This is a genomic window from Pseudomonas syringae pv. tagetis, from assembly GCF_022557255.1.
GTDB classification, from domain to species: domain Bacteria; phylum Pseudomonadota; class Gammaproteobacteria; order Pseudomonadales; family Pseudomonadaceae; genus Aquipseudomonas; species Aquipseudomonas caricapapayae.
This window is the reverse complement of sequence record NZ_CP092923.1, coordinates 1,956,351-1,981,011: the sequence shown is the minus strand read 5'-3', so window position 1 is coordinate 1,981,011 and position 24,661 is coordinate 1,956,351. Positions and strand designations below refer to the sequence as shown.

Annotated in this window: 14 protein-coding genes; 10 read left to right on the top strand and 4 right to left on the bottom strand. The window is 58.4% G+C overall.

Going from position 1 to position 24,661, the window contains the following annotated elements; genetic code table 11:
• Positions 1-103 precede the first annotated feature (103 nt).
• On the top strand, positions 104-352 hold the full coding sequence (locus tag MME58_RS09060) for a hypothetical protein (protein WP_055006191.1): 249 nt from the start codon (positions 104-106) through the stop codon (positions 350-352).
• 60 nt (positions 353-412) lie between these two features.
• The gene (locus MME58_RS09055) at positions 413-3,103 is read left to right on the top strand and encodes a beta-glucosidase (protein WP_055006192.1); all 2,691 of its coding nucleotides are present in this window, start codon (positions 413-415) and stop codon (positions 3,101-3,103) included.
• A gap of 72 nt (positions 3,104-3,175) precedes the next feature.
• On the opposite strand, the gene MME58_RS09050 is transcribed toward MME58_RS09055, so the two are convergent.
• Positions 3,176-3,829, bottom strand: coding sequence for a TetR/AcrR family transcriptional regulator (locus MME58_RS09050; RefSeq protein WP_055006193.1), 654 nt, complete (start codon positions 3,827-3,829; stop codon positions 3,176-3,178).
• A gap of 427 nt (positions 3,830-4,256) precedes the next feature.
• Between MME58_RS09050 and MME58_RS09045 the strand changes: the two genes are divergently transcribed.
• The 6 genes from MME58_RS09045 to MME58_RS09020 all read left to right on the top strand — a co-directional run bounded on the left by MME58_RS09045 (position 4,257) and on the right by MME58_RS09020 (position 13,683).
• Positions 4,257-7,127, top strand: coding sequence for a PAS domain-containing hybrid sensor histidine kinase/response regulator (locus tag MME58_RS09045; RefSeq protein ID WP_054987186.1), 2,871 nt, complete (start codon positions 4,257-4,259; stop codon positions 7,125-7,127).
• A 106-nt stretch (positions 7,128-7,233) separates the two neighbouring features.
• Entirely contained in the window at positions 7,234-7,842 is a 609-nt protein-coding gene (locus MME58_RS09040; protein WP_054987185.1) for a TetR/AcrR family transcriptional regulator, read from the top strand.
• 358 nt (positions 7,843-8,200) lie between these two features.
• Entirely contained in the window at positions 8,201-9,832 is a 1,632-nt protein-coding gene (locus MME58_RS09035; RefSeq protein ID WP_082427651.1) for a methyl-accepting chemotaxis protein, read from the top strand.
• A 104-nt stretch (positions 9,833-9,936) separates the two neighbouring features.
• Entirely contained in the window at positions 9,937-10,758 is an 822-nt protein-coding gene (locus tag MME58_RS09030; RefSeq protein ID WP_054987184.1) for an aldo/keto reductase, read from the top strand.
• Positions 10,759-10,929: 171 nt separating this feature from the next.
• Positions 10,930-11,949, top strand: coding sequence for a transporter (locus MME58_RS09025; RefSeq protein ID WP_054987183.1), 1,020 nt, complete (start codon positions 10,930-10,932; stop codon positions 11,947-11,949).
• A gap of 117 nt (positions 11,950-12,066) precedes the next feature.
• Positions 12,067-13,683 carry an inorganic phosphate transporter gene (locus MME58_RS09020; RefSeq protein ID WP_054987182.1) on the top strand — a complete coding sequence of 539 codons (1,617 nt, stop codon included), beginning with the start codon at positions 12,067-12,069 and terminating at the stop codon, positions 13,681-13,683.
• Positions 13,684-13,933: 250 nt separating this feature from the next.
• Here MME58_RS09020 and MME58_RS09015 read toward each other — a convergent pair whose 3' ends face one another.
• Positions 13,934-15,091: an HlyD family secretion protein gene (locus MME58_RS09015; protein ID WP_054987181.1), complete on the bottom strand. Its 1,158-nt coding sequence runs from the start codon at positions 15,089-15,091 to the stop codon at positions 13,934-13,936.
• Entirely contained in the window at positions 15,088-16,767 is a 1,680-nt protein-coding gene (locus tag MME58_RS09010) for an MFS transporter (RefSeq protein ID WP_054987180.1), read from the bottom strand. The genes MME58_RS09015 and MME58_RS09010 overlap by 4 nt, the downstream gene beginning before the upstream one ends.
• Before the next feature lie 278 nt (positions 16,768-17,045).
• Here MME58_RS09010 and MME58_RS09005 point away from each other — a divergent pair, with 278 nt between their 5' ends.
• Together MME58_RS09005 and MME58_RS09000 are read left to right on the top strand one after the other, a co-directional pair.
• Positions 17,046-18,143, top strand: a complete 1,098-nt coding sequence (locus MME58_RS09005; RefSeq protein WP_054987179.1) for an enoyl-CoA hydratase/isomerase family protein — start codon at positions 17,046-17,048, stop codon at positions 18,141-18,143.
• Between the two features lie 3 nt (positions 18,144-18,146).
• Positions 18,147-19,298: an acyl-CoA dehydrogenase family protein gene (locus MME58_RS09000; protein ID WP_054987178.1), complete on the top strand. Its 1,152-nt coding sequence runs from the start codon at positions 18,147-18,149 to the stop codon at positions 19,296-19,298.
• Between the two features lie 46 nt (positions 19,299-19,344).
• On the opposite strand, the gene MME58_RS08995 is transcribed toward MME58_RS09000, so the two are convergent.
• On the bottom strand, positions 19,345-24,579 hold the full coding sequence (locus MME58_RS08995) for a dermonecrotic toxin domain-containing protein (protein ID WP_055006622.1): 5,235 nt from the start codon (positions 24,577-24,579) through the stop codon (positions 19,345-19,347).
• Between the last annotated feature and the right edge of the window lie 82 nt (positions 24,580-24,661).

Here is a 24,661-nt window from a genome sequence, read left to right as displayed (position 1 = left end):
CATTCCCCCACTCGTCAGACGCTCTTGCAATGAACTGTCAGCCGCCCTGAGCTGCCGACGTGGCTGTCTGCCTGTTTCATATTTCTATTTGGAGATTCTCCCGATGGCCAGCCCCCTGCTGCCTATTGTTGCCACCTTAATGATGTCCCTGGCCGCACTCCCGGTATTTGCCGCTGACAGGCAGAGCCCGCTGCCATCCACCTCGAGCGAGCGCCGCGCGGAGGTCGACACCCAGCGTGAGCAGATCACGGGGGCCGACGTCGCCGCACAGAAAACGCCTAATGGCGCGCAAACGCTGGTGGATGCCCCGATCGATACCGCAGACGCGCCTGCCGGCACTGAAGACCACTGAGTTCAGCGCTGACAGACAACCGAAAAACCCATGAATTATGTAAGGAATAGCTCCGTGTCCATGATCAAACAAGGCCTCGGCCTGAGCCTGCTGACGCTCGGTCTGGCCCAGGCAGGCAACGTGTTCGCTGTGACGCCAATGACAGGCAATGAAGTCGAAGCCCGGGTAGGCGCAATACTGGACAACATGACGCAATCGCAAAAAATCAATTTTTCGCGCGTTGACGATGGCCGGATGATTCCGAAGCTGGACGCGTTCAATCTGCAGGGTACGGTCGCCTACGATTCGGCGATGGGCGTACTGGTCGGCGGCAAGACATTCGGCGCGCAGTACCCTTCCCCATCAGCCCTGGCCGCTACCTGGAGCATCAATCGGGCCAAGGAATTCGGTCTGGCTATTGGTTATGAAACCCGAATAGCGGGTGGTCAGCAGATGCTGTCGCCGGCCATCAACCTCTATCGCACCCCTTTCAACGGGCGAGCGGCAGAATACATGAGCGGAGAGGATCCGTTTCTCGGCGCAGTATTGGCACCTGCCGTGACCAACGGTATTCAGGTGCAGGGCATCCAGGCGGCTGCCAAGCATTACCTGATGAACGAGCAGGAAGCTAACCGGCATTATCTGGACGTGAAGGTCGACGAACGAGCGATGCAGGAGTTGTACCTGCCTGGCTTCGAGTCGCTGGTCAAAAACGCCAACATCGCCTCGATCATGTGTGGCTATAACAAAATCAATGGCGAATACGCCTGTGAAAACCACCACCTCATCACCGACATCCTGAAAGGCCAATGGGGCTTTCAGGGTAACGTCATGAGCGATTTCAATTCGGTTCAGGACGCCTTCAAGGGTGCCTGGGCAGGCACCGACATCGACATGCCCAGCGGGCTTCAGTTTACCGAAGCCAAACTGCTGCCCTATGTCTGGAACGGTCAATTGCATCAAAACGTGATTGACGACAAGGTGCGCAGAAACCTGAGAGCGCTGGTCAGCTATGGTTTCGACAAGGCGATCAACAAGGCACAACCGCTGGAGCATCGTGAATACGGTCAACTGGCCGCCTTGAACGTGGCCAGAGAATCTATAGTGCTGCTGCGAAACGAGCCGGTAGACGGACAGAAACCCCTGTTGCCATTGTCCAGAAACGCAAAGATAGCCGTCATCGGTGATCTGGCCCTGCAGCCGCCGACCGCGCCGTTCGGCACGGCCTACTCGGCGCCCGCCAGTTACGTCACTGAACTGAGCGGCCTGAAGCAACTGGCAGCGAACACCGCCAATGTGGAATACCTTGCGCAGATGAGCCTGAACCCCAGGTCATCGGTCTGGTATCAGCCAGGCCAGGACAAACAGGCCATCAGCAATACCGGCGTGAAAGCCGAGTATTACGCCAATACCTCGCTGTCCGGCGACCCGGTTGCAACCCGCATCGAGCCGGGCGTCAATCTGGACTGGATCACCAGTACCAACGTCACCGATAGCGGCACCGGCACCGTCAACGGTTATACGCCTTCGGCAGGCTCGTTCTCTGCCCGCTTCACCGGCAGAATCAAACCGACGATCACAGGCCCTCAGGTGTTCAAGGTACGCGCAGACGGTGCCTATAAACTCTGGATCAATGACGAACTGGTGCTTGAGGACGAAGGCTCGCAAGTCTCATTCGACCTGATTCCAGTGGTCCCGCGCACCGTTAAAACGGCGATTCTCAAGGCTGGCACCGAGTACAACGTGCGCCTGGAGTATCGTCGGTTGAAAGGGAATTTCACACCGGTACTGGGCGGTATGAACGGCGTGCAGATGAGCTGGGCCTCGTTGCGTCCGCCGAAGAATCTGGCGGACTACGACGCCGTAGTGGTGGCCGCGGGCAACAACTTCGAATATGAAGGTGAATCCCTTGATCGACCGTTCGAACTGCCGCAATTTCAGTCCGAGCTGATCAGCTTCATTCAGAAAGCCAATCCGAAAACCGTCGTTGTACTGCACGGTGGCGGTGGCATGGACATGCAGCCGTGGGCCGACAAGGTAGCCGCTTCTCTGCACGCATGGTATCCGGGACAACAAGGCGGTCAGGCCCTGGCCGAAATTCTGTACGGCAAGGTCAATCCTTCAGGCAAACTGCCCATCACGCTGGACAAGAAGGCGCAGGATAATCCGAGCTATGCATCGTACTCGAACCCGGTGCCGTACTATTTCAGCAGCGCCAATCCTCCTGTTGAAATGACCTACAGCGAAGGCCTGTACCTGGGCTATCGCGGTTACGACAAGAAGCACGCCAAGCCGCTCTATCCGTTCGGTTTCGGGCTTTCCTACACCACGTACGAGTACAGCGACCTGAAGCTGTCGAGCAACGTACTGGCCCCGGGCGCGACCCTCCAGGCCTCGTTCAAGGTCACCAATACGGGCGACAAGGCCGGTTTTGAAGTGGCTCAACTCTATGTGCAGCCATCCAGGCCTCAGGTTGACCGTCCGGAGAAAGAGTTGAAGGGCTTTTCCAAGGTTTACTTGAAGCCGGGTGAAAGCAAAACCGTGACGATTGCACTGGACTCGCGCTCGTTCGCTTATTACTCAGCCAACTCAGTGAGCTGGAACGTCGACCCTGGCAAGTTCAAGATTCTGGTGGGCAAGGACTCGGAAAACCTGACACTCGATCGAACGGTGGTGGCGCTTTACCCGGAGCAACTGACCACTCGTGACTCCAACCCCCTTCCGATACCTCTGCGCAAGGCAGTTCAGGTCAAGGCAGAGCAGGCTTACTAAGCAGCAGTAATCCTCCAGCAGTAATCGGTGGTCGAGATGACCACCGATTACATCCATGCAACAAGCCGTTGATCAGCGCTCTCTCAGATCCTGGGCGAGTCGTTCGAGAAATCTGGCAAATGCACATTCTATCTGCACGTCTCCGGGCGAGCGAAGCCATTGAATCTGCAGGCCGTCCATCATGGCGGCGACCTCAAGGCTGATCTGCCTTGCATCGACGTCCTGTCGAATTTCACCAGCCTGAACCAGCCTGTTCAGATGATTCTGAAGGTGGCCGTGCACCTGATGGAAACGCTCGCTGAACCAGCGGTGAGCCGGGTGCGTGACCGACAGGCTTTCCGTGTTGATGATCATCAGCGCCTGACTGACGGAAATGTCTTCGATACTGAAACGCATGACCTGCTTCAGAAAGGACATGAATGCCTCCAGCGACGCGACCTGCCCGGCGTCCTGCAAACTGGCAGCAATATACTGGTCCCGATGTTCAAGAACGGATTGCAGCAGCACCAGCTTGCTCGGGAAGTGATGGAGCAAGCCTACCTGAGAGAGACCTGCAACTTTGGCGATGTTGGACAGTGACGCGCCCGCATAACCGTCTCGGGCAAAGACGGTCATGGCCGCCTGAATGATCTCTGCCTTGCGCACTTCGCCCTTTGGAAGACGACGCTTGACCGCAGCCTGCCTGGCGGTGGCGGGTGTATCAGAATTGTTTGCTTTCACGGACATACGAAGGGCACTGTTCGCACAACGAAAGGATAAATCGTAGCATGCAGTCGAAAGCAACCCCGAAAAAAGGCTGACGTCCGCGCATAAGGCGCCTCACAATAACCAACCGGATGTGCAGGCTGTAAACAAAGTCGACCAGCGATGTTGAAGCCCCTTAAAGAAACCTGCGCCCATGCCGATGGATACCGAAGCCCGGCTATATGGCGATTGCCATAGAACGCCCTGTGTCAGGTGCAGCCCCGCCGAGGGCGCGCGTCAGTTGGCCGACACCCCGGCGCTGAAGCGTATGGGCAAATGGCGACCTCGACAGTAACGGATCTCAATCCGCAAAGCAGGCCACGGGCACGTGCCCGCCCATGCAAACGATAACGTGTGAGCGGGAGGCGCTCTGGAATACCTGACAAGAGAAGAGCTGAAGGCGCAGGTCGTGGAACTGCGCCGGGCACTTGAAGAAGCCGGTATCGACGCCGGGACTGCGATAAACCGACCGGTCACTGCCAGCCGGGAAGCACGCCAGCGTGCGGTCTTCGGCAGTGCCATGGATTTCGCCATGATCCTGACCGATCGGCACGGAATCATCACTGACTGGAACCCTGGCGCAGAACAGGTCCTGGGCTGGACTCTGGAAGAGATGATCGGCCAAAGTGCCGAACGCTTCTTCACCTCCGAAGACGTGTCCCGCGGCCGGATCGAACATGAGATGCAACTCGCGCTGAGCGTGGGCCGCGCATCGGACGAGCGCTGGCACCTGCGCAAGGACGGTGAGTCGTTCTGGGCATCGGGCGAGATGATGCCACTTTATGATGAAAGAAATACTCACCTTGGTTTTGTAAAGATCCTGCGCGATCGCACCAGAGAGCACCTGGCGGCGCGCGCGACCGAAGAAGCCCAGGAGCGTTACCGATTGGCCGCCAAGGCGACCAACGACGCAATATGGGATTGGGATTTTGCCGCCAACCACGTGCTCTGGAATGACGCGCTGGAGCAGGCTTATGGCCACCCGCTGGCGACCCTGGACACCTCGGGCGACTGGTGGATAGCCCAGATCCATCCCGACGACCGGACACGTATCTACGACTCCATCCATGCCGTCATTGACGGCAGCGGCACTGCCTGGACCGGTGAATACCGGTTTCGCCGTCTGGACGGGTCTTACGCCGATGTACTGGACCGTGGCCATGTGATTCGTGATGCCGAGGGCAAGGCCGCGCGCATGATCGGCGCCATGCTCGACATGTCGAAAATGCGCAAGGCCGAGACAGCGCTGCGTCAGAGCGAAGAGCGCTCCAGAGCCATGCTGGAAACCATCGAGGCCGCGTTCGCCATTATCCAAGTCAAGTTCGATGCAGACGACAGTCCGGTGGACTACCGCTTCATCGAGGCCAACCCTGCGTTTGAACACCAGGCGGGGGTCGACCTGCGCGGCAAGTGGGTGACCGAGTTCGCGCCGGACCTGGAGCGTTTCTGGTTTGAAGCGTATGGCCATGTCGCAAAAACCGGCGAGCCTGCCAACTTCGAGAACTACGCCAAGGCTTTCGAGCGCTGGTTCGAAGTCCGGGCGGTGCGGGTCGGTGAACCGGCTGACCGGCAGATCGCGGTCATCTTCAGCGACGTCACTGCACGGCGCGACGCCGAGGAACGATTGCGGACCAGCGAAGCCATCGCGCGCGAAAACGTCGACCGCGTGCAACTGGCCCTTGCCGCCGGCGCGATCATCGGCACCTGGCACTGGGATTTGCCGACCGACCGCTTTACGGTCGACGAAGCCTTCGCCAAGGCGTTTGGCCTGGACCCCGCTCTGGGCCGCGAAGGTTTGAGCCTGGAACAAGTCATCGCCACCGTTCACCCCGAAGACAAGCAAGGCTTGATCGATGCGATCAACGCGGTCATCACCAATGGACGCGTGTATGCCCACCAGTACCGGGTCCGTCGTACCGATGGGATCTACTACTGGATCGAGGCAAACGGCCGCGTCGACCGTGCCGAGGACGGCACGCCATTGAGTTTCCCCGGCGTGCTCATCAACGTCGATGAACGACGCTCTGTAGAGGCCGAACGGGACCGCGCCACGGCGGCGCTGCGGGCGCTCAACGACACGCTTGAACAGCGCGTTGCCTCCCGCACGGCGGAACTGATGCAGGCTGAAGAGAAGCTGCGTCAGTCGCAGAAAATGGAAGCGGTGGGACAACTGACGGGCGGTCTCGCGCATGACTTCAACAACTTGCTGGCAGGCATTTCCGGGGCTCTGGAGTTGATGAGCACCCGGATTGCCCAAGGACGCTGGAACGATGTAGATAAATACATCGTGACTGCACAGGGGGCGGCCAAGCGTGCAGCGGCCTTGACGCACCGGCTTCTGGCCTTCTCCCGACGCCAGACTCTGGACCCGCAGCCGACCGATGTGAACCGACTGATGAAAGGCATGACGGATCTGATCCAGCGCACGGTCGGCCCCAGCATCCTGGTCGAAACCATCGGTGCCATGGGCTTGTGGCCGACGCTGGTCGATGCCAGTCAGCTGGAGAACGCACTGTTGAACCTGTGCATCAACGCCCGCGACGCAATGCCGGACGGCGGCCGTATCACCATCGAGGCCAGCAACCAGTGGATAGAAGGTGATGTGGCGCGAGTGCACGATATGCCCGAGGGCCGCTATCTGTCGCTGTGCGTGACCGACACCGGCACCGGCATGACACCCGATGTGATCGCCAAGGCCTTCGACCCCTTCTTCACCACCAAGCCTATCGGCCAGGGTACGGGCCTTGGTCTGTCGATGATTTACGGATTCGCCAATCAGTCCGGCGGTCGGGTGCGCATTCAGTCGGAGGTGGGCAAAGGCACCGCAATATCCCTTTATCTACCGCGTTACGACGGCACTGCAACCCGCGACGAGGGCCATGTGGACAAGAAGCCGTTCGAGTCCACGCAGTCTGGAGAGACTATCCTGATCGTGGACGACGAACCGACGGTGCGCATGCTGCTCACCGACGCACTCGGCGATCTGGGCTATACCCTGATCGAGGCAGCCGACAGCCTTGCCGGCCTCAAGCTGTTGCGCTCGGATGTGCATATCGATCTGCTCATCACTGATGTGGGCCTGCCCGGCGGCATGAACGGGCGACAAATGGCCGATGCGGGGCGCGAGGTGCGCCCGCACCTGAAAACCCTGTTCATCACCGGCTATGCGGAAAACGCTGCCATTGGTGACGAGCAACTCGGGCCAGGGATGCGGGTGCTGACCAAGCCGTTTGCAATTGATGACCTGGCTGCCAGGGTTCAGGAACTGATGAGCACCTGAGTCGTCCGGCCCGGTGCAAATCGGCTCCGGGCCTTCGACATTGAGCGCTGCACAAACCCGGTGCTAACATGCGCGACCGCCGTGCAGGCAAGGGAATTACCGGGTCATGAGCAGCATCCGCGAGCGCAACAAAGAACTCATCCTGCGCGCTGCCAGCGAGGAATTCGCCGATAAGGGGTTTGCCGCCAGCAAGACCAGCGATATCGCGGCCAAGGCCGGTGTACCCAAACCCAACGTCTATTACTACTTCAAATCCAAGGAAAACCTCTACCGCGAGGTACTGGAAAGCATCATCGAGCCCATCCTGCAAGCGTCGACGCCATTCGACCCTCGGGGTGTGCCGGCCGAAGTGCTGGGCAGTTACATTCGTTCGAAGATCCAGATTTCCCGTGACCTGCCCTTCGCGTCGAAAGTCTTCGCCAGCGAAATCATGCACGGCGCACCGCACCTGACCGCAGAGCAGATCGAACAGCTCAATGGCCAGGCGCGACACAATATCGAATGCATTCAGGCCTGGATCGACAGCGGGCAGATTGCCCGGCTCGACCCCCACCACCTGATGTTCACTATCTGGGCCGCAACCCAGACCTACGCTGACTTCGACTGGCAGATCGCAACCGTCACCGGCAAGGCGAAGCTGGAGGACGTTGATTACGAGGCTGCGACCCAGACCATCCTCAGGCTGGTACTCAAGGGCTGCGAACCGGATCGCTGATAGCGCCGCACTTTTATTCCGGCAGACGCAAAAAACCCGCCGAAGCGGGTGGTTTTGCAACATGACCATTCCGACATCCTGTCAGTAGCCTCCTGGCAATGGTCGATCCTCCCTGATCACTGCGGCGTTCCTTCGCTGCAGCTGTTGAATTGGATCCTACATTCATCGGGGGTCAGTCGATAGAGCCAATCGCGCCTCTTGATGTAAGCCTTTCGCTATACCCGTGCAGGCCTGTAAAAAAATGTGACTGCCATCTCATGTTTGGTCATGATGCGCCGAGAAGGTTAAGAGGCTCTGTATCGCGCGTTGCGCGACCCGGCGGCCATAAAAAGAAAAAATAATGCATGGGATGACGATCATGAGTATGCGCAGTTTGTCCATCAGTCGCCGTCTGTGGCTGATCCTTGTGGTTTCAGTGCTGATGCTCTTCGTTTTGTCCGCGACGCTGCTCAGGCAGATTCACAACGACCTGTATCAGGCCAAGGCCGAGAAAACCATGCATGTGGTACAGACCGCCAGCGGCATACTCACCTTTTACCAAGGGCTCGAAGCGGCGGGCAGCATGACGCGCGAGGCTGCGCAACAGCAGGCGCTGAAAGAGATAAAGGGGCTGCGTTACAGCCAGAACGACTATTTCTGGATCAACGACTTGCGCCCGGTCATGATCATGCACCCCACCAACCCCAAACTTGATGGCCAGGATATATCGACCATCAAGGACCCGGACGGCTTTGCGGTATTCAGCGAAATGGTCGCGATCGCCAAGGCCAAGGGTGCCGGGATGGTGAATTATCGCTGGCCCAAGCCGGGTGCAAGCGAACCGGTGAAAAAGACCTCCTACGTGCAACTGTTTCAGCCATGGGGCTGGATTCTGGGCTCGGGCGTTTATGTGGACGATGTAGCGGCAGAGTTCAAGACACAGCTGTGGAACGCCGGGATCTTCATCGCAGGAATTGTGTTGGTCATGGTGCTGCTGCTGGTCATGATTGTGCGCAGTATTGTGCGACCGCTGAGAGCGGCGGTCGGTGCAATGGCCAACATTGCCAGCGGCGAGAGTGATCTGACCCGCACGCTGGAAACCCACGGCAAGGATGAAATCACCGAACTGGGCACGCACTTCAACGCCTTTGTCGCCAAGCTGCGCAATGTCGTCGGGCAGCTGCAGAATTCGGCCGTGGCACTGGGCAAGGCCTCCACCGACCTGGGTAACAATGCAGAGCAGGCGCAAAACCGCAGCGAGCAGCAGTCCCAGCAGATGGACCTGGTCGCCACCGCCGTCAACGAAGTCACCTACGGCGTGCAGGACGTGGCCAAGAATGCCGAGCATGCCGCCAGCGAGATGCGCGATGCCGAATCCCAGGCGCAACAGGGTCAGGTCAACATCGACAACAGCCTGAAGCAGATTGAGCACCTATCCAGCACGATCGGTCAGGCCGTGGAAGTGATGCAGAGCCTGGCCAGCGAGAGCACGCAGATCGGCAGTGTGCTGGAAGTGATCAGTTCGATTGCCGAACAGACCAATCTTCTGGCGCTGAACGCTGCCATCGAAGCGGCACGTGCGGGTGAACAGGGCCGCGGCTTTGCCGTGGTGGCCGACGAGGTGCGTCTGCTGGCCCAGCGTACTCAGAAGTCGACCGCCGAAATTCAGGCAATGATCGAGCGGCTGCAAAAGCATTCCGACGCAGCAGTCAAGGTGATCGGTGACAGCAGCCGTTCCTCGCAACTGACGATCGAGCAGGCCAATCAGGCTGGCCAGAGCCTTACCTCCATCAGCCAGGCGCTGCGCAATCTCAACAGCCTGAACGCTTCCATTGCCAGCGCCACCCTGCAGCAGACGCATGTGGTGGATGACATCAACCAGAACGTGACCCAGGCCGCGCAGCTGTCCCAGAGCACCGCCCTGGCCGCCGAACAATCGACCTCGGCCAGCCTGCACTTGCGAGGTTTGAGCGAAGAACTGAACGGGTTGTTGAAGCAGTTCCGGGTTTAAACAGGCTTTGCGATGGGGAGCACGGAACCTCGTGCGCCTCTTGTTGCCTCAGACCTGCTTACTCAACCGCTCACTTAGCTGCTTATTAAATTGCAGGGGGTCACATGCGCACACTGGAATTGGCAGGCAGAACTGTACCAGTGCTGGGTCAGGGCACCTGGCACATGGGTGAAAAAGGGCACTTGCGCTCAGCAGAGATCGCTGGCCTGTGCCTTGGCATCGAACAGGGCCTGACCCTGATCGACACGGCCGAAATGTACGCCGATGGCGCTGCCGAAGAGATTGTCGGGCAAGCCATTGCCGGGCAGCGTGACAAAGTCTTCGTGGTCAGCAAGGTCTATCCGCACAACGCCAGCCGCGACGGTATCCCGGCCGCGTGCGAGGCCAGCCTGCGACGAATGAACACTGACTATATCGACCTTTATCTGCTGCACTGGCCAGGCAAGTACCCGCTGACCGAGACCGTCGAAGCATTCGAACGTCTGCAGGAAGCGGGCAAAATCGGGGCCTGGGGTGTTTCCAACTTTGACGTCCCGGACATGATCGAACTCAACAACCCGCGTTGCGCCACTAATCAGGTGCTGTACAACCCGGAACAGCGCGGCATCGAATTCGACCTCATGCTGTGGAGCGCCGATCGTCATTTGCCATTGATGGCGTACTGCCCGATCGGCCAGGCTGGCGACCTGCTTTACCACCCTGCCCTGCATGAAATCGCCAAACGCCACGACGCAACACCGGCACAGATTTCCCTCGCCTGGGTCCTGCGTCAGGACAATATGATCGCCATTCCCAAGGCCACCAACCCGGAACATATCCGTCTGAACATCGCTGCCGAACAGATTCGTCTCACTGAGCGTGATCTGGCCGATATCGACCTGGCCTGGCCTGCGCCCACACGCAAAGTCCCTTTGGCGATGGTCTGAGCGGATTCGATCCAGAACCACGCTGTCGATTGACTGAACGGCCGCCGACGCGGCCGTTTTGCGCTGCGGCAGACGACACATTCGGCAACAAGCTGTCACAAATATGAAATAGCGCCTTGTCATCATGCGGCCTTCGCCTCCCCGCCCGGGCCAGGCCGCACGTGGACAGCCATGAACCACAGTATTGCTCACCATCATCAGGACTCCGACCTTTTCGGTCTGCTCTACGGCTTCCGTTTTCGCCACGGTGAAAGCGGTCAGGAAATCGGCTCGGCCGCCGCGCTGGATTACCTGCAAAACCCTCCCGAAGAGAACGACTTCATCTGGCTGCACCTGAACCTCTCGCATGCGGCATGCGAGCGTTGGATGAAGGCCCGGCTGGATCTTCCGGAAGAGTTTTTCGAGGCGCTGCACGAGGGCTCGCGTTCGACCCGGATCGAGCACGTAGATGCCACATTGCTGGCGGTTGTCAACGATGTGGTGTTCGATTTCAACAGGCTCTCGACCGACATTTCGACCTTGTGGGTCTGTGCCCGACAGCGTTTGCTGATCACTGCCCGGCTGCAGCCGCTGCGGTCGGTGGACAAATTGCGCTCTGCGGTCAAACACGGCGAACAGTTCGATTCACCGCTGGAACTGCTCGCGCACCTGCTGAGCGATCAGGGCGAGGTGCTGACCCAGTTCCTGCGCAAGACCAGCGTCAATGTCGACCGCATCGAAGACCAGTTGCTGTCCCAGCGACTGAGCAACAATCGCTCCGAACTTGGTGCCATGCGCCGGGTTCTGGTGCGCCTGCAACGTCTGCTGGCACTGGAACCGGGTTCGTTGATGCGCCTGTTGCACAAGCCTCCGCAATGGCTGCGCGAACAGGATGTACAAGCGCTGCGTCAGTCCATCGAAGAGTCGTCGCTGGTCATCAACGACCTCACCGCACTGGGCGAGCGCATCAAACTGTTGCAGGAAGAGATTGCTGCCAACCTCAACGAGCAGAGCAGCAGAACCCTGTTCACTCTGACCGTAGTCACGGTTCTGGCATTGCCGATCAACATCGTGGCGGGCTTTTTCGGCATGAACGTCGGTGGCGTGCCATTGGCGTCCGACCCTGAAGGCTTCTGGATTCTGGTGGCGCTGGTAGCGACCTTTACCCTGGTCGCGGGACGCTGGGCGTTCCGCAAACGAGGCGATTACTGATCCGCCTTGCCGGTTGTCAGAAATCTGGCGCAAAAGCGCAATCATCAGGCACATGTCGTCTCTCTGTCACATTTTGCAATGACCATGTCAATATTCTTTCAACCCAGGATTGCGAACATGGCTACAAATGCACTTTCTCCCGACGCCACGGGCCGGGCGAGCCTGTCGGCGACTCATTTCGGGCGCAAACCCGGTCGCCTGACCATGGTCATTTTCTTCGCCATACTCATCGCCGGCCTGCTGTTTACCGGCTACAGCCTTAAGCAGGATGTGGACGATATGGGCACGGTGGTCACCACCTGGACCCCGTTCGTACTGTTGGGCGTGGCGTTGCTGATCGCGCTGGGGTTCGAATTCGTCAACGGCTTTCATGACACTGCCAACGCAGTGGCGACTGTGATCTACACCCATTCCCTGCCACCCGGCTTTGCGGTGGTCTGGTCAGGGTTCTTCAACTTTCTCGGTGTGATGCTTTCCAGCGGTGCGGTAGCGTTCGGCATCATCGCCTTGCTGCCGGTGGAACTGATCCTGCAAACCGGCTCGTCGGCAGGTTTCGCCATGATCTTTGCCCTGCTGATCGCGGCGATCATCTGGAACCTGGGCACCTGGTGGCTGGGTTTGCCGGCATCCTCGTCACATACCCTGATCGGCTCGATCATCGGTGTCGGCATCGCCAACGCCTTGATGCACGGACGGGACGGGACCAGCGGAGTGGACTGGTCGCAGGCCACCAAAATCGGCTACTCGCTGCTGCTGTCGCCATTGGTCGGGTTCGGCTGTGCTGCCTTGCTGTTGCTGGCCATGCGCATGTTCATCAAGAATCGAGCGCTGTACAAGGCACCGGAAGGCAATGCCCCGCCTCCCTTGTGGATACGCGCCATGCTGATCGTGACCTGCACCGGCGTCTCGTTCGCCCACGGCTCCAACGACGGACAGAAAGGCATGGGCCTGATCATGTTGATTCTGGTCGGCACCCTGCCAATGGCCTATGCGCTCAACCGCACCATGCCTGCCGATCAAGCCACTCAGTTCGGTGCAGTGGCCGAAGTCACCCAGCAGGCACTGATGCGCAGTGTCCCCCTCCCCGCCCCGAGCGACTCGCGCAAGACCCTGTCAGATTATCTGGTCAGCAAACAGGCAGGCCCTGACCTGATTCCTGCGCTGGCGGTCATGACCGGCAAGATCGGCAATCAGGTTGCCAGCTATGGCTCGCTCTCGAAGGTGCCTGCCGAAGCAGTGACCAACGTCCGCAACGACATGTACCTGACCTCGGAAACCATCCGTGTGATGGATAAAAACAAGGTGGGCAATTTCGACGCCGATACCCAGACCAAGCTTGATGCCTTCAAAGCGCAGATCGACAGTGCCACACGCTTTATTCCGACCTGGGTCAAGATTGTGGTGGCCATCGCTCTGGGGCTCGGCACGATGGTCGGCTGGAAGCGCATCGTCGTGACCGTTGGCGAGCGTATAGGCAAGACACATATGACGTACGCTCAGGGCGCGTCGGCAGAAGTCGTGGCGATGTTCACCATCGGCGCTGCGGATATGTACGGGCTGCCGGTGTCGACCACTCATGTGCTGTCGTCCGGTGTGGCGGGGTCGATGGTCGCCAACGGTTCAGGGCTGCAGATGCGCACCCTGCGCAACCTGGCCACTGCCTGGGTGCTGACGCTGCCGGCGGCGATTCTCCTGTCAGGTTCGCTGTATTGGGTGTTCAGCAAGCTGTTCTGATGCCTGTCGCGACAAGCTCCATCCTGGCAGGATGCGAGCTTGTCGATGCTCGATTCTGCGATGCAAGCGAGAGTTGCCCCTCCTTTGACTATCGTGCGCGACGCGCGTCGACATGCAGTTGATGACGCTCTGCGTCACACAGCGGTTCTGTAATGTCAGAGGGATTGGGACTCGACTCAAGTCACCTTTTCGCCCCTCGACGAATTACTTTGAGGGATCAGAGTGGGCAAAGTCCCGGCTGTCATGGAACTCAGCGTACATCAGCATCAGGCGGCACATCGCCGTCAGCGCTGGTGTCGATGCTTACAACCACCGACATGCCTGGTCGCAAACGTTCCAGCATGGGCTGATCGGCATCGACCACGATGCGCACCGGAATGCGCTGGGAAATCTTCACAAAGTTGCCGGTTGCGTTGTCGGCGGGCAGCAGGCTGAACTCCGAACCCGCAGCAGGCGAAATTCTTTGAACGTGCCCGTGCATCCTGTGGCCGTCGAGCGCATCGACGGTAAAGCTCACCGGCTGGCCCAGACGCACGTTGGCCATCTGGGTTTCTTTCATATTGGCCACGATCCAGCGCTGCGCAGGCACCAGTGCCATCAATTGCGCGCCCGAGTTGACGTAGGCACCAAGACGCACGCCAATCTGCCCCAACTGGCCGTCACGTGGAGCGACGATACGGGTATTGTCCAGGTCGATGCGCGCCAGCTCGATGGCCGCCTGAGCGTTGGCAACCGACGCTTCCAGTGAGCCACGGTTGACGATCACTGTTTGCAGGTCCTCACGGGCGATCTGCAATACTGCCTTGGCTTCTGCAACCGCAGCGTTTGCCTGCGCATCTGCAGCACGGGTCACGTCAAGCTCGCTTTTCGACACCGAACCATCGGTCACCAGCGCCTGATTGCGGCGCAGATCGGCAGCGCTTTTGCGACTTTGTGCAATGCTGTTCTGCAATTCGGCCTGGCGCTGGCCGATAGTCGCTTCGGCACTGCGCCGCTGTTGCAGGTTATTGGCCAGCGAGGCCTTCTGCACCGCCAGTTGCGCAATGGCCTGGTCCAGGCGCTGGCGATAAATACGGTCGTCCAGACGCACCAGCAAGTCGCCCGCCTTGACGAACTGGAAGTCCTGTACCGGCACTTCGTACACATACCCGCTCAACTGCGGCCCGATCAGCGTGGTCTGGCCCTTGACCTGTGCGTTCTCGGTACTCTCGATCGGACTGGCAAACGGTGGCAGTTGCCAGGCATACAGCACCACCAGCACCCCGGCCAGCGCGACGGCCCCGAAGATCACTGAAGACACCACTCGCTTGCGGGTCGAGCGCGGCTTGCTGGTGACCGGAGAAGTCAACGGTGCCGGAGGCGGCGCGCTGCGGGTTGCTTCTGTATCTGAGGAAGTGGATTGAGTCATGAAGATTTAACGCCGGAATGGGATACGGAAGTCGAAGCGCCAGGTGCCACGGGTGCCAGCGCCAGCGGTTGAGTGGTCATTTTCAGCCACAGGACTCGGGCTGAAATCCAGACCATGGTCAGCACGGCAATCAGGGCGATCAGCATGAACACATCGTTGTAGGCCAGCACGTTGGCTTCCCGTGTCGCGGCCGTAGCCATCGCGCGCATGCCTTGACTGTTGCGCAGCGACGGATCAGCGATAACCGAACCGTAACTGGCGCTGTAGCTTTGCAATCGCGCCTGAACCAGCGGGTCGATCAGGGTCAGATGCTCGACAATGTGGCTGGAGTGAAACTTCTCGCGCACGATCTGAAAAGTGCCCAGTGCAGCAGACCCGATAAGACCGCCGATGTTTTGGGTAATCCCGAACAACACCGAAAAACTCACCATGTTGCGCGGGTTGGCGAGCACCCCGCTGATCCCCAGCACCAATGTAGGACCGAGAAAAAACGTGCCACCGAACGCCAGCAGAAACTGGCTGAGGTACATGTTCGATTGCCGGGTCAGATTGGTCGAGTGACTGTCCATCCATGCACCGATAGCCATCATCGCAAGGGAGATCAGCAACGGCTTGATTAGATGCGCAGGATTGATTGTCAGCGCACTGGCCGCCAACCCGGCCACGCTGCCCAGCAACATCACCAGATACAGCGTGTGCAGTTGCTGACTGCCCATGTTCAGCGCCTGAAGAAAACCTACGGCCCCCACTGACTGTTCGGACAGCACCACTCGAAACAGGATAACGGCCAGGCCGAGGCGCAGAATCGCCCCGCTGCCGAGCCAGCGCGTGATCAGCAACGGATTGCTGCGGTTATGCTCGATGGCCAGTCCTGCACAGATCAGCACAATGGAGGCTGCTGACGCCAGACCTATCCACTGCGCCTCCAGCCACCATTCAATACGCCCCAGCGACAGCACCGCGCACAGCAGTGCAAAGCCGGTAGCCAGCAAACCGAAGGTCAGAAAATCCAGCTTTTCGAATGCCTTGAAACGATCCCCCGGTGGCAGTTTGAGCATCAGCACGCAGCCCAGCGAGAGCAGCGCCATACCCAGTTCGAACAGATACAGGCCGCGCCATTGGGCAATCTGCAACAGGTCTTCGGACACCAGACGAGCCAGCGGCGTCGCCAACTGAGCCGTGCCAAGCCCGAGAACCAAGGCCTTGAGCCGCCACTTCTGCGGAAAAGCCTGAATCATGTAGTACAGCCCGAGGGTACTGAGCGCAGCACCGACCATACCGTGCGCCGCACGCACTGCGATGGCCGAATCAATGTCGTTGACAAACAGGTGCGCCAGCGTCACCAGTGCATAGAGCACCAGAAACAGTTCGGTGAACGCGCGCAAGCCGAATTGCTGACGAAACTTCACCAGCAACAGGTTCATCGACACGTTGGTCATGATGTAAGCCGCCGGTAGCCAGGCAATGTCCTGCGACGTTGCCCCCAGCGCACCTTGCAGATACGGCAGGTTGGCCACCACCAGCGCGTTACCGAGCCCGCCGGTCAGCGCGACGATCACGCCCACCAGGGCAAATGCCCAGCGCCGCGCGTCAGAATGCAGCGGCGTCGACGGCGAGCCGGGCATGGTCGGACGCTCGTGGGCAGCCCACTCGCGCGGTGCATATTTATCGGTCATACAGGACAGTCATGGAGGCTTTCATGGGTCTACCCGAAGAATTCACTTCTGTGACATTAATGACAGTCATAATACTCATCAGCAGACAACGATTCGCCTCGACCCTTCAAGTGCAGCAACGCTTAGTTCCCCCGCAAACGCTCTAAATGGTGGTTTTCTGAAACTTCAGGCTATGCTTAAACGCAGTTTTGCTTTGCACATTTGCGCTGCTAGGATCTTCTGCGAAGCTCCAACAAAACTCGAACAAGAAGAAAGCGCAACCGAACAAGGAGTTCAGAATGAGTTCACAGGTTTCATCGGCCCGCCCGGTTCGACAGCCCACCAGTCGGGATTCGATCGTTGTCGACGTGCGTAACCACATCGGTCACCTGACCCTCAACCGCCCGGAAGGCCTGAACGCAATCGATCTGGACATGGTCCGCCTGCTTCGCCTGCAACTTGATCGCTGGTCTGATGACCCGTCTGTTCATGCCGTGGTTCTGCGCGGCGCAGGTGGCAAGGCGTTCTGCGCCGGCGGCGATATCCGTTCACTGTATGAAAGCCATCAGAACGGCCAAGACCTTCATCACACATTCTTTGCCGAAGAGTATGAACTGGACCTGACGATTCACCGTTACCGCAAACCGGTACTGGCCCTGATGGACGGTCTGGTGCTGGGTGGCGGCATGGGTTTGGTTCAGGGTGCCGACCTGCGCGTAGTCACCGAACGCAGTCGGCTCGGCATGCCGGAAGTTGCCATTGGCTACTTTCCGGATGTGGGCGGCAGCCATTTTCTGTCGCGACTGCCAGGCGAACTGGGCACCTGGCTGGGCGTAACCGGGTCACAGATAGGTGCTTCCGATGCGTTGTATTGCGGCCTTGCCAACTGGTCTATGGACAGCGAAATGCTGCCGCGCCTCGATCATATGCTCGACCACCTTAAATGGAAGTCGACGCCGCTCAAGGACCTGCAAGGAGCCCTGGCCAAGCTGGCGACCCAGCGCCTGCCCTACCCGCCCCTGGAAATCCTGCGACCTGCCATCGATCACTTTTTCGCCCTGCCCGACATCCCCAGCATGCTTGAGCAACTGCAAGAGGTGGTCATCGGCGAGACCCGCGAATGGGCGATGGACACCGTCGAGCGGATGAAACGCCATTCGCCGCTGGCAATGGCCGTGACACTTGAAATGCTGCGTCGCGGCCGTCACTTGCCGTTGCAGGCTTGCTTCGCCATGGAACTGCACCTTGACCGTCAATGGTTCGAGCGCGGTGATCTGATCGAAGGCATACGTGCCCTCATCATCGATAAAGACAAGAAGCCGCAATGGAAACACGCCAGCGCGCAGGACGTCAGCAGCGCGCATGTGCACAGTTTCTTCAGCGGTCTGGAGAATTGAACCGTGCACGACCTTGAACTGAGTGAAGAGCAGGTAATGATTCGCGACATGGCGCGCGACTTTGCCCGCAATGAAATCGCGCCGCACGCCCAGGCCTGGGAAAAGGCCGGCTGGATCGATGACGAGTTGGTCGCCAGGCTAGGTGAGCTGGGCTTGCTGGGCATGGTGGTCCCGGAACAATGGGGTGGCACCTACCTCGATTACGTCGCCTACGCGCTGGCGGTTGAAGAAATCTCCGCCGCTGACGCTGCCACTGGAACGTTGATGAGCGTACATAGCTCAGTCGGCTGCGGTCCCGTCCTCAATTACGGGACAGATGAGCAGAAATACACCTGGCTGGAGCAACTTGCCACTGGCCGCGCCATCGGCTGCTTCTGTCTGACCGAACCCCATGCCGGCTCTGAAGCACATAACCTGAGGACTCGCGCCGAATTACAAGGTGATGAATGGGTCATAAACGGTGCCAAACAGTTTGTCAGTAATGGCAAGCGAGCAAAACTGGCCATCGTGTTTGCCGTGACCGACCCTGAACTCGGCAAAAAGGGCCTTTCAGCGTTTCTAGTACCTACCGAGAACCCCGGCTTCGCAGTCGACCGCAGCGAGCACAAGATGGGTATCCGGGCGTCTGACACCTGTGCGGTGACCTTGAACAATTGCAGAATCCCGGCTGCCAATCTGCTGGGTGAGCGAGGCAAGGGCCTTGCCATTGCCCTCTCCAATCTGGAAGGGGGTCGTATCGGTATCGCGGCACAGGCGCTGGGCATCGCCCGAGCCGCATTCGAGGCCGCGCTGGCCTACGCGCGTGAGCGCGTGCAGTTCGATAAACCGATCATCGAGCATCAGAGCATCGCCAACCTGCTGGCCGATATGCACACCCGCATCAACGCCTCGCGATTGTTGATTCTGCATGCTGCGCGTCTGCGCAGCGCCAGCCAGCCCTGCCTGTCCGAAGCATCACAAGCCAAGCTGTTTGCCTCGGAAATGGCCGAATGGGTGTGCTCCAAGGCAATCCAGATTCATGGCGGCTACGGTTACCTTGAAGACTACCCTGTCGAACGCTATTACCGGGACGCGCGCATAACCCAGATCTATGAAGGCTCCAGCGAAATCCAGCGTCTGCTGATTGCTCGCGAACTGCGTCACTATCTGGTCTGACCACACTGACTGCCCCGGCGACTGCCGCCGTCGGGGCATGCCGTCATCACGCAGTGAATCGTTCCCGCCCAAGCAGAGTCACCAGCAAAGCGACCGAATCGGCGTTTTTAAGCATGATGTCGGTGCGCTTGTTGACGTCGCTATAAAACACATCACGCGCTTCTTCCAGCGTTCTCTTGCCGGTGATACTCAGAATGGTCTGTTTGCCGTTACCGTCCCTTCGTCTCAAGTCTCGCCAGGCTCCATCCAGCTGCTTGAACAGTTTGTCGCGATCAGTGTGGAAGGAGAGGGTTTTCTGCTGCTGATAAATCAGCTCGTTCCTGATGTGCAGTCGATAAATCGGCGCATCTTCAAGCACATCTATAAATGGCGCTTGAGAGTCGACATACGCAATGTCGTCGGCGTTCAGCACCAGGTGAGACAACTCATGAATCAGGATAGAAGCACGATAGTGCGGGCCAAACTTGAACTGCCCCGAACGTATTGCGCTGAGTTTCAGCCGGTAGGTAGGCAGACGAAAGAACTGCTCGGTCAGAAAAACCCGTCTTAATGGATCTTCCTTGAAAATGAACGCATGGGACGCCTCGTGACCTGTTCGATTGATCCCGACGACATAGCGCGCAGAATCGATGGGCGACAGCGAAGGATCCATCAACTCTTGATAAAGGTCGATAACGGCCTTTTTGGTAACATCGTACAGTCGCTCGTCCGGGTCCTTGTGAGCAAAAAAATCGACGAGTATTTTTTCCGTTCTCGGGTTTACCTTTCCGTTCGGCAATCGCCAGGTCAGGTTGGCCAGACAGTTTTCCAGATAGCGCTGAGCCTGGGCGTGCCCATCTTCGATGGACTGGGCCATTTCCCGGTAAGAACGTCGAATCTCAGGCATGCCGCGAGCGCTGACGACCATGGTTTCTTCAACCAGATCATCCACAAGGCTGCCGTCAAAGCGGCTGAGCGCGGCACCCCCGCCTTTTAGCCCACCCTGGATGTCAAGTATCCATTGCTGATTGGCATCCAGTACCACAGAAGGACCGATCTTTTTACCTGCGATAATGAACCAGCCGTCCTCATCGGATTGCAATTCATGGGTTTTTCCATCGATGACTGCATACTTTTTGCCTGTGACCGGATGGCGGTAAATACTCAACAACTCGTCCTTTTGCAGCGCGGACAAATCGATGTCACGGACTTCGAATTCGCGCAAGCGTTCTCGTATCTGCTGCGTCAGTGAGCTGTTGCCCCAGGAAAATTCGACCACCTCGGGCATATCGGTCCCGCCGTCCAGCTGTACAAGCGCATCAGACAGGCCAGCCTCCTCGGATAAAACGCCCGCTTCGTCAGTTATCCGTGATGTAAATGCCGAGGGCGTCTGTCTGGAAGAAATCATCACGCTCAACGCAGCCATGAATTCCGAGAGCGCCTTGCCCCAGTTCTGATCCCCGGCAGAGATGACCGACAGATTCAACAACGTCTGTCCCTGAATGATTCCGATCAGCGCGCCCAGACGGCCCGGCATCAGCGCCATGACTTGCTCGGCACCCAGCGTGAACAGGTAGCGGGACGAAGCACTGCGATGTTCGACGTTAGTGACACTGTGCTGTTGCACTTGTAATTTCAGGATATCCAGAGCGCCCTTGAACATCAGCAACAGGCAATTGCCCTCATAAGGATTGATCTTTACGGTTACCGGTGCAGGTTTTTCAAAGGGCATATCAAAAGAGGACTCTGCGCTGAAAGGCAGGTGCGGCTCCGCGAAGCCGCCGTTGTCGTAGACCTTGCGCAAATCGGGATCAATACGGTCCAGCATGTACGTCTGAAGGCTTGCAGAGGTGTGTATGTCCTGCAGCAGCGCTGCCTTGTCCGGGTACTCCTTGAAAACAAAGTCTTCGTGCAGCGGCGCGTACAGCACCCAAGGTCCCGGCTGATTTTCCAATGGCCCCATCAGGTAAGTATTAAGGACCACGGTCGGCTCCCAGCCTTCCCTGGCAGCAAGCAGCTGCAAGGGGCTCACCCCTATCTGGCAGCCGTCGACAGGTAGACGTGCAAGTGCATCGGGCATATTCAATACGTTTTCGATGACCCGATAGGCTTGCTCGGACAGTTCGTTCTTCAGCCTGAGCGCAAGCGCTCGAAGAATATCCAGCGAGGGCACCTGTTCGACGAACAGTTTGCGTCGCTCGGGGTAGTCTGGAGCCGTCACGGCGAGCGCCGAGTCCAACATGCTCCGGTAACCCACCGCGAGGTCCAGCGACCTGACCACATCACGAACATAAGCAGGCGTCAGTGACGCATTCAGCGGCTGATCGTCCAAGGACGAAAGAAGAATGACTCCGTCCTGCCGGGACAGGAAACGGTTGATAGCATACTCGGCCAGGTTTTCGCTTGCGGTTTGCGTGGACGCAGGTATCGATTGAGGCGTTTGCCCCGGCGCAACCGGGGCAGGAACATAATGCGTCAGCGTAACCCGGACATTTTCAGGGTCAGGACGAGGCTCGGTGAAATCGGTTTCAAACCTGCTTTTCAATTGCTCGCAGGAGTATTCGTAAAGGCTGGGGATATCAAACAGAAAATCTTGTTTCCCGACACAAGTCACATAGAACCGCTGCAGGGCATCCACCAGAATGATCTGATCGGCCCTCGACGCATTGCTGATCCATGAGGGCACGATGGCTTTGTAAATGATGAACTGAATCGCAACGCCCAGGTAGCTGAGGGCCTGGCGATTGCGGTCATCGCGCTCTATTGCTCCCAGCACGTTGACAAAAAGTTCTGACGGCAGCCGCCAAGCCACTGCCTGCTGGTAAAGATAGGCCGCAGTGCTTCGCTGACGCTCTATCTCCCCCTGTTGCAACGCCTCGATGAAATGCCCGTCAATGCGCTTCAGACCTACCTCAAGATCAAGCATGCCTGCTTTGGCACGCTGATCAAGCAGCGTCTGCCTGTCCGGCTCGGCAAAAACGCCCGATAAGTGGGAAACCAGTTCACTGCCTGCCAACCGCGCGGCTACATACTCCTTAAGTGCCTGCAGCGTTTCGAAAAGTATGAGCCCTTTGCTCAGCATCCACAGAGTCGGTTTACTATCAGCATTCGTTTTATTGACCACGAATACGTTGGGCACCTGAATCGCTTCTGACTCAGGAGCGTATTGAACTGAAACGGCAAAAGCGTCGACACGTGCCTCACCCAGTGCCTCCCTGAGATGTGGTAATGGCCGGTCCAGTAGCTGCTGAACGTTTTCTATGACTGATTCGGGAAGTGTAGCAATGCGCTTTTCGACAAGCAGTTCCAGGCGCAGTGTGTCATCCCGAACCCGCGCAGACAGGTCACCGGTGCGCACGCAGCGATTCAAAGGACGAATTGATCGTGAATAGAATTCGCTGATCTGCTCCTCGAAGCGGCGAGGGCAATCCGCCTGCACACAGATCAGTATGTGCTCAAGCAATGCCAATGGCAGACGGTGCACCGGCTGCGCCATAACCGGAGAAACCAGCCCCGCAACCACAACGCCGTCTGACAGAGATGCCTGCGTGTCACCGCAAACCCGGTCAAGCGCCAGCGAAAGCAGGCGCACGGGCACTGCGTCTGCTGCAGCCGGCAAGACCCAAAGCCTCCGTGCATCCAGCGGCGCTCCTCCAATCACAGCCAGGTATCGGTTCAGCGCATGGCGCATGCAGCCATCCACGCCGGCATGTAGAACATCAACGCGCTGCAGCAACACATCGAGCTTCTTCAGCCTGGCAATCCAGTTGTAGGACCGCTCGGAAGCCAAGTCCGTGTGTTGCCGCGTGTCAGCCAGTGCAGACGCTTCCCAGACCTGATCGAAGGCCATCAGCTCCGGGTGCCAGCGCCCTGCGTGATTCAGGCTCGGCAGCCGACCGTCCAGTAGCCTGCGAATATCCAGCGCATCATCGACCCGCACCGGATTTTCTTCGGAATGAAGGGCGGGCAGCCCCAGCACATAACGCAAATTACGCTTTTGCAAAGCAATGACCGAATCAACGAACTCACTGAAGAACGCCGCGGAGAGCGCATCCTGATGCAGCTCGACCTCTCCCTGCTCCCTGACGGCAAGGTGATCGTTCAAGGATGAATAAGCCAACAGCCCGGCACGCGAGGGATCGTTCACTACGTGTGCAATTGCCAGGGGTGAATCGCCAAAGCGCAAGAAGCCGGGTAACGAGGAATAAAGAAATACGTTCGACGACTCTGCGGGAAAATCGATCAGGAACATGCCCACCAGTTTTACCGGTTCCTGGTCGGCCACTGCGACTGACAGACGTCGGACACGTACCGACGGTGCATCAACAGCGTCAGGGTTCGAAGGCAACAGGCTGAGCAAACAACGATACTCAACCTCAGTCACCGTGCCATGTGCCCGGCTCGATAGAAGATGCTGACGAAAACACTCCGCGAGCGCATGGCGGACAAAGTCTCGAACTGAATGCCCGTCCTGCCGTCTGGACATCCAGTAGTCAGTCAGCAGTTGTTCGTAAGCAACGCTGACTTCGGAAACGGAGTCAGCCAGCGCCTGCTCGAACAGGCTCGTCTGTGCCTGAGACAAGGCCAGGCCCTTGGCGTCCATAAATTTCCGTATCAGGTTTCCCGGGCGTGGTTCCGCGGAAAATGCCTGCACAGCCGCATCGGCCAGATACTGAGTGCCGACGACCGATGAGCCCCTTGGGTCAGTTCCGGCCTCGGTATCGACGAGCTGCAATAGCTGGCTGAAAACGTCGATGCTGCCTAAGCCCTTCTGCGATAAAACTGTCTGCAAGGCCTTGCCTGCCGCAGCTCTCAGGTCAGGCAGGTTCTGCAACTGCACCGACAGATTATCCAGATGCCCGGCCTGCTCACGCATCACAGCCAGCGTTCGTGCTTCGAAAAGTGAGCCCTCAATGCGCTCTGCCTCGAGCGTCGATATCGCGCTAACCTCATTGAAACGCTGCTGCAACGTGGCGAGCAGCGAGCTGCGACTCTCGAATCGCTCGATCCCGAAGGCCAGCGTACTCAAAAAAACAGGCGCTGCAGTTCTGGCAGGGTCACTGATGAACAAGGCCCCTGCCAGTTCGGCGTTGTCAGGTGAACCGTCGCCTATGATCAGCCGGTCGGCTCTCGGAACGCGTTCATCAGCATCAGCAGTCGACTCACTGTTCGCGGCATTCAACAGCCGCAGCCAATTGCCCTCATCGAGGCTGATGCGAGAGCTGTCGATTGCATCCTGAATGTCTTGTGTGAATCGTGCGCGCAGAGAGTCGCTGAAAAAATATGGAAGTGCTGCTGACATGTGCTGTTTCCTTCGGATAAAGCCCCATCGCGCACTCCGTGCGGGCGCGTGGCGAGGTAAAGGAAACAGCTTATTGAGGTAG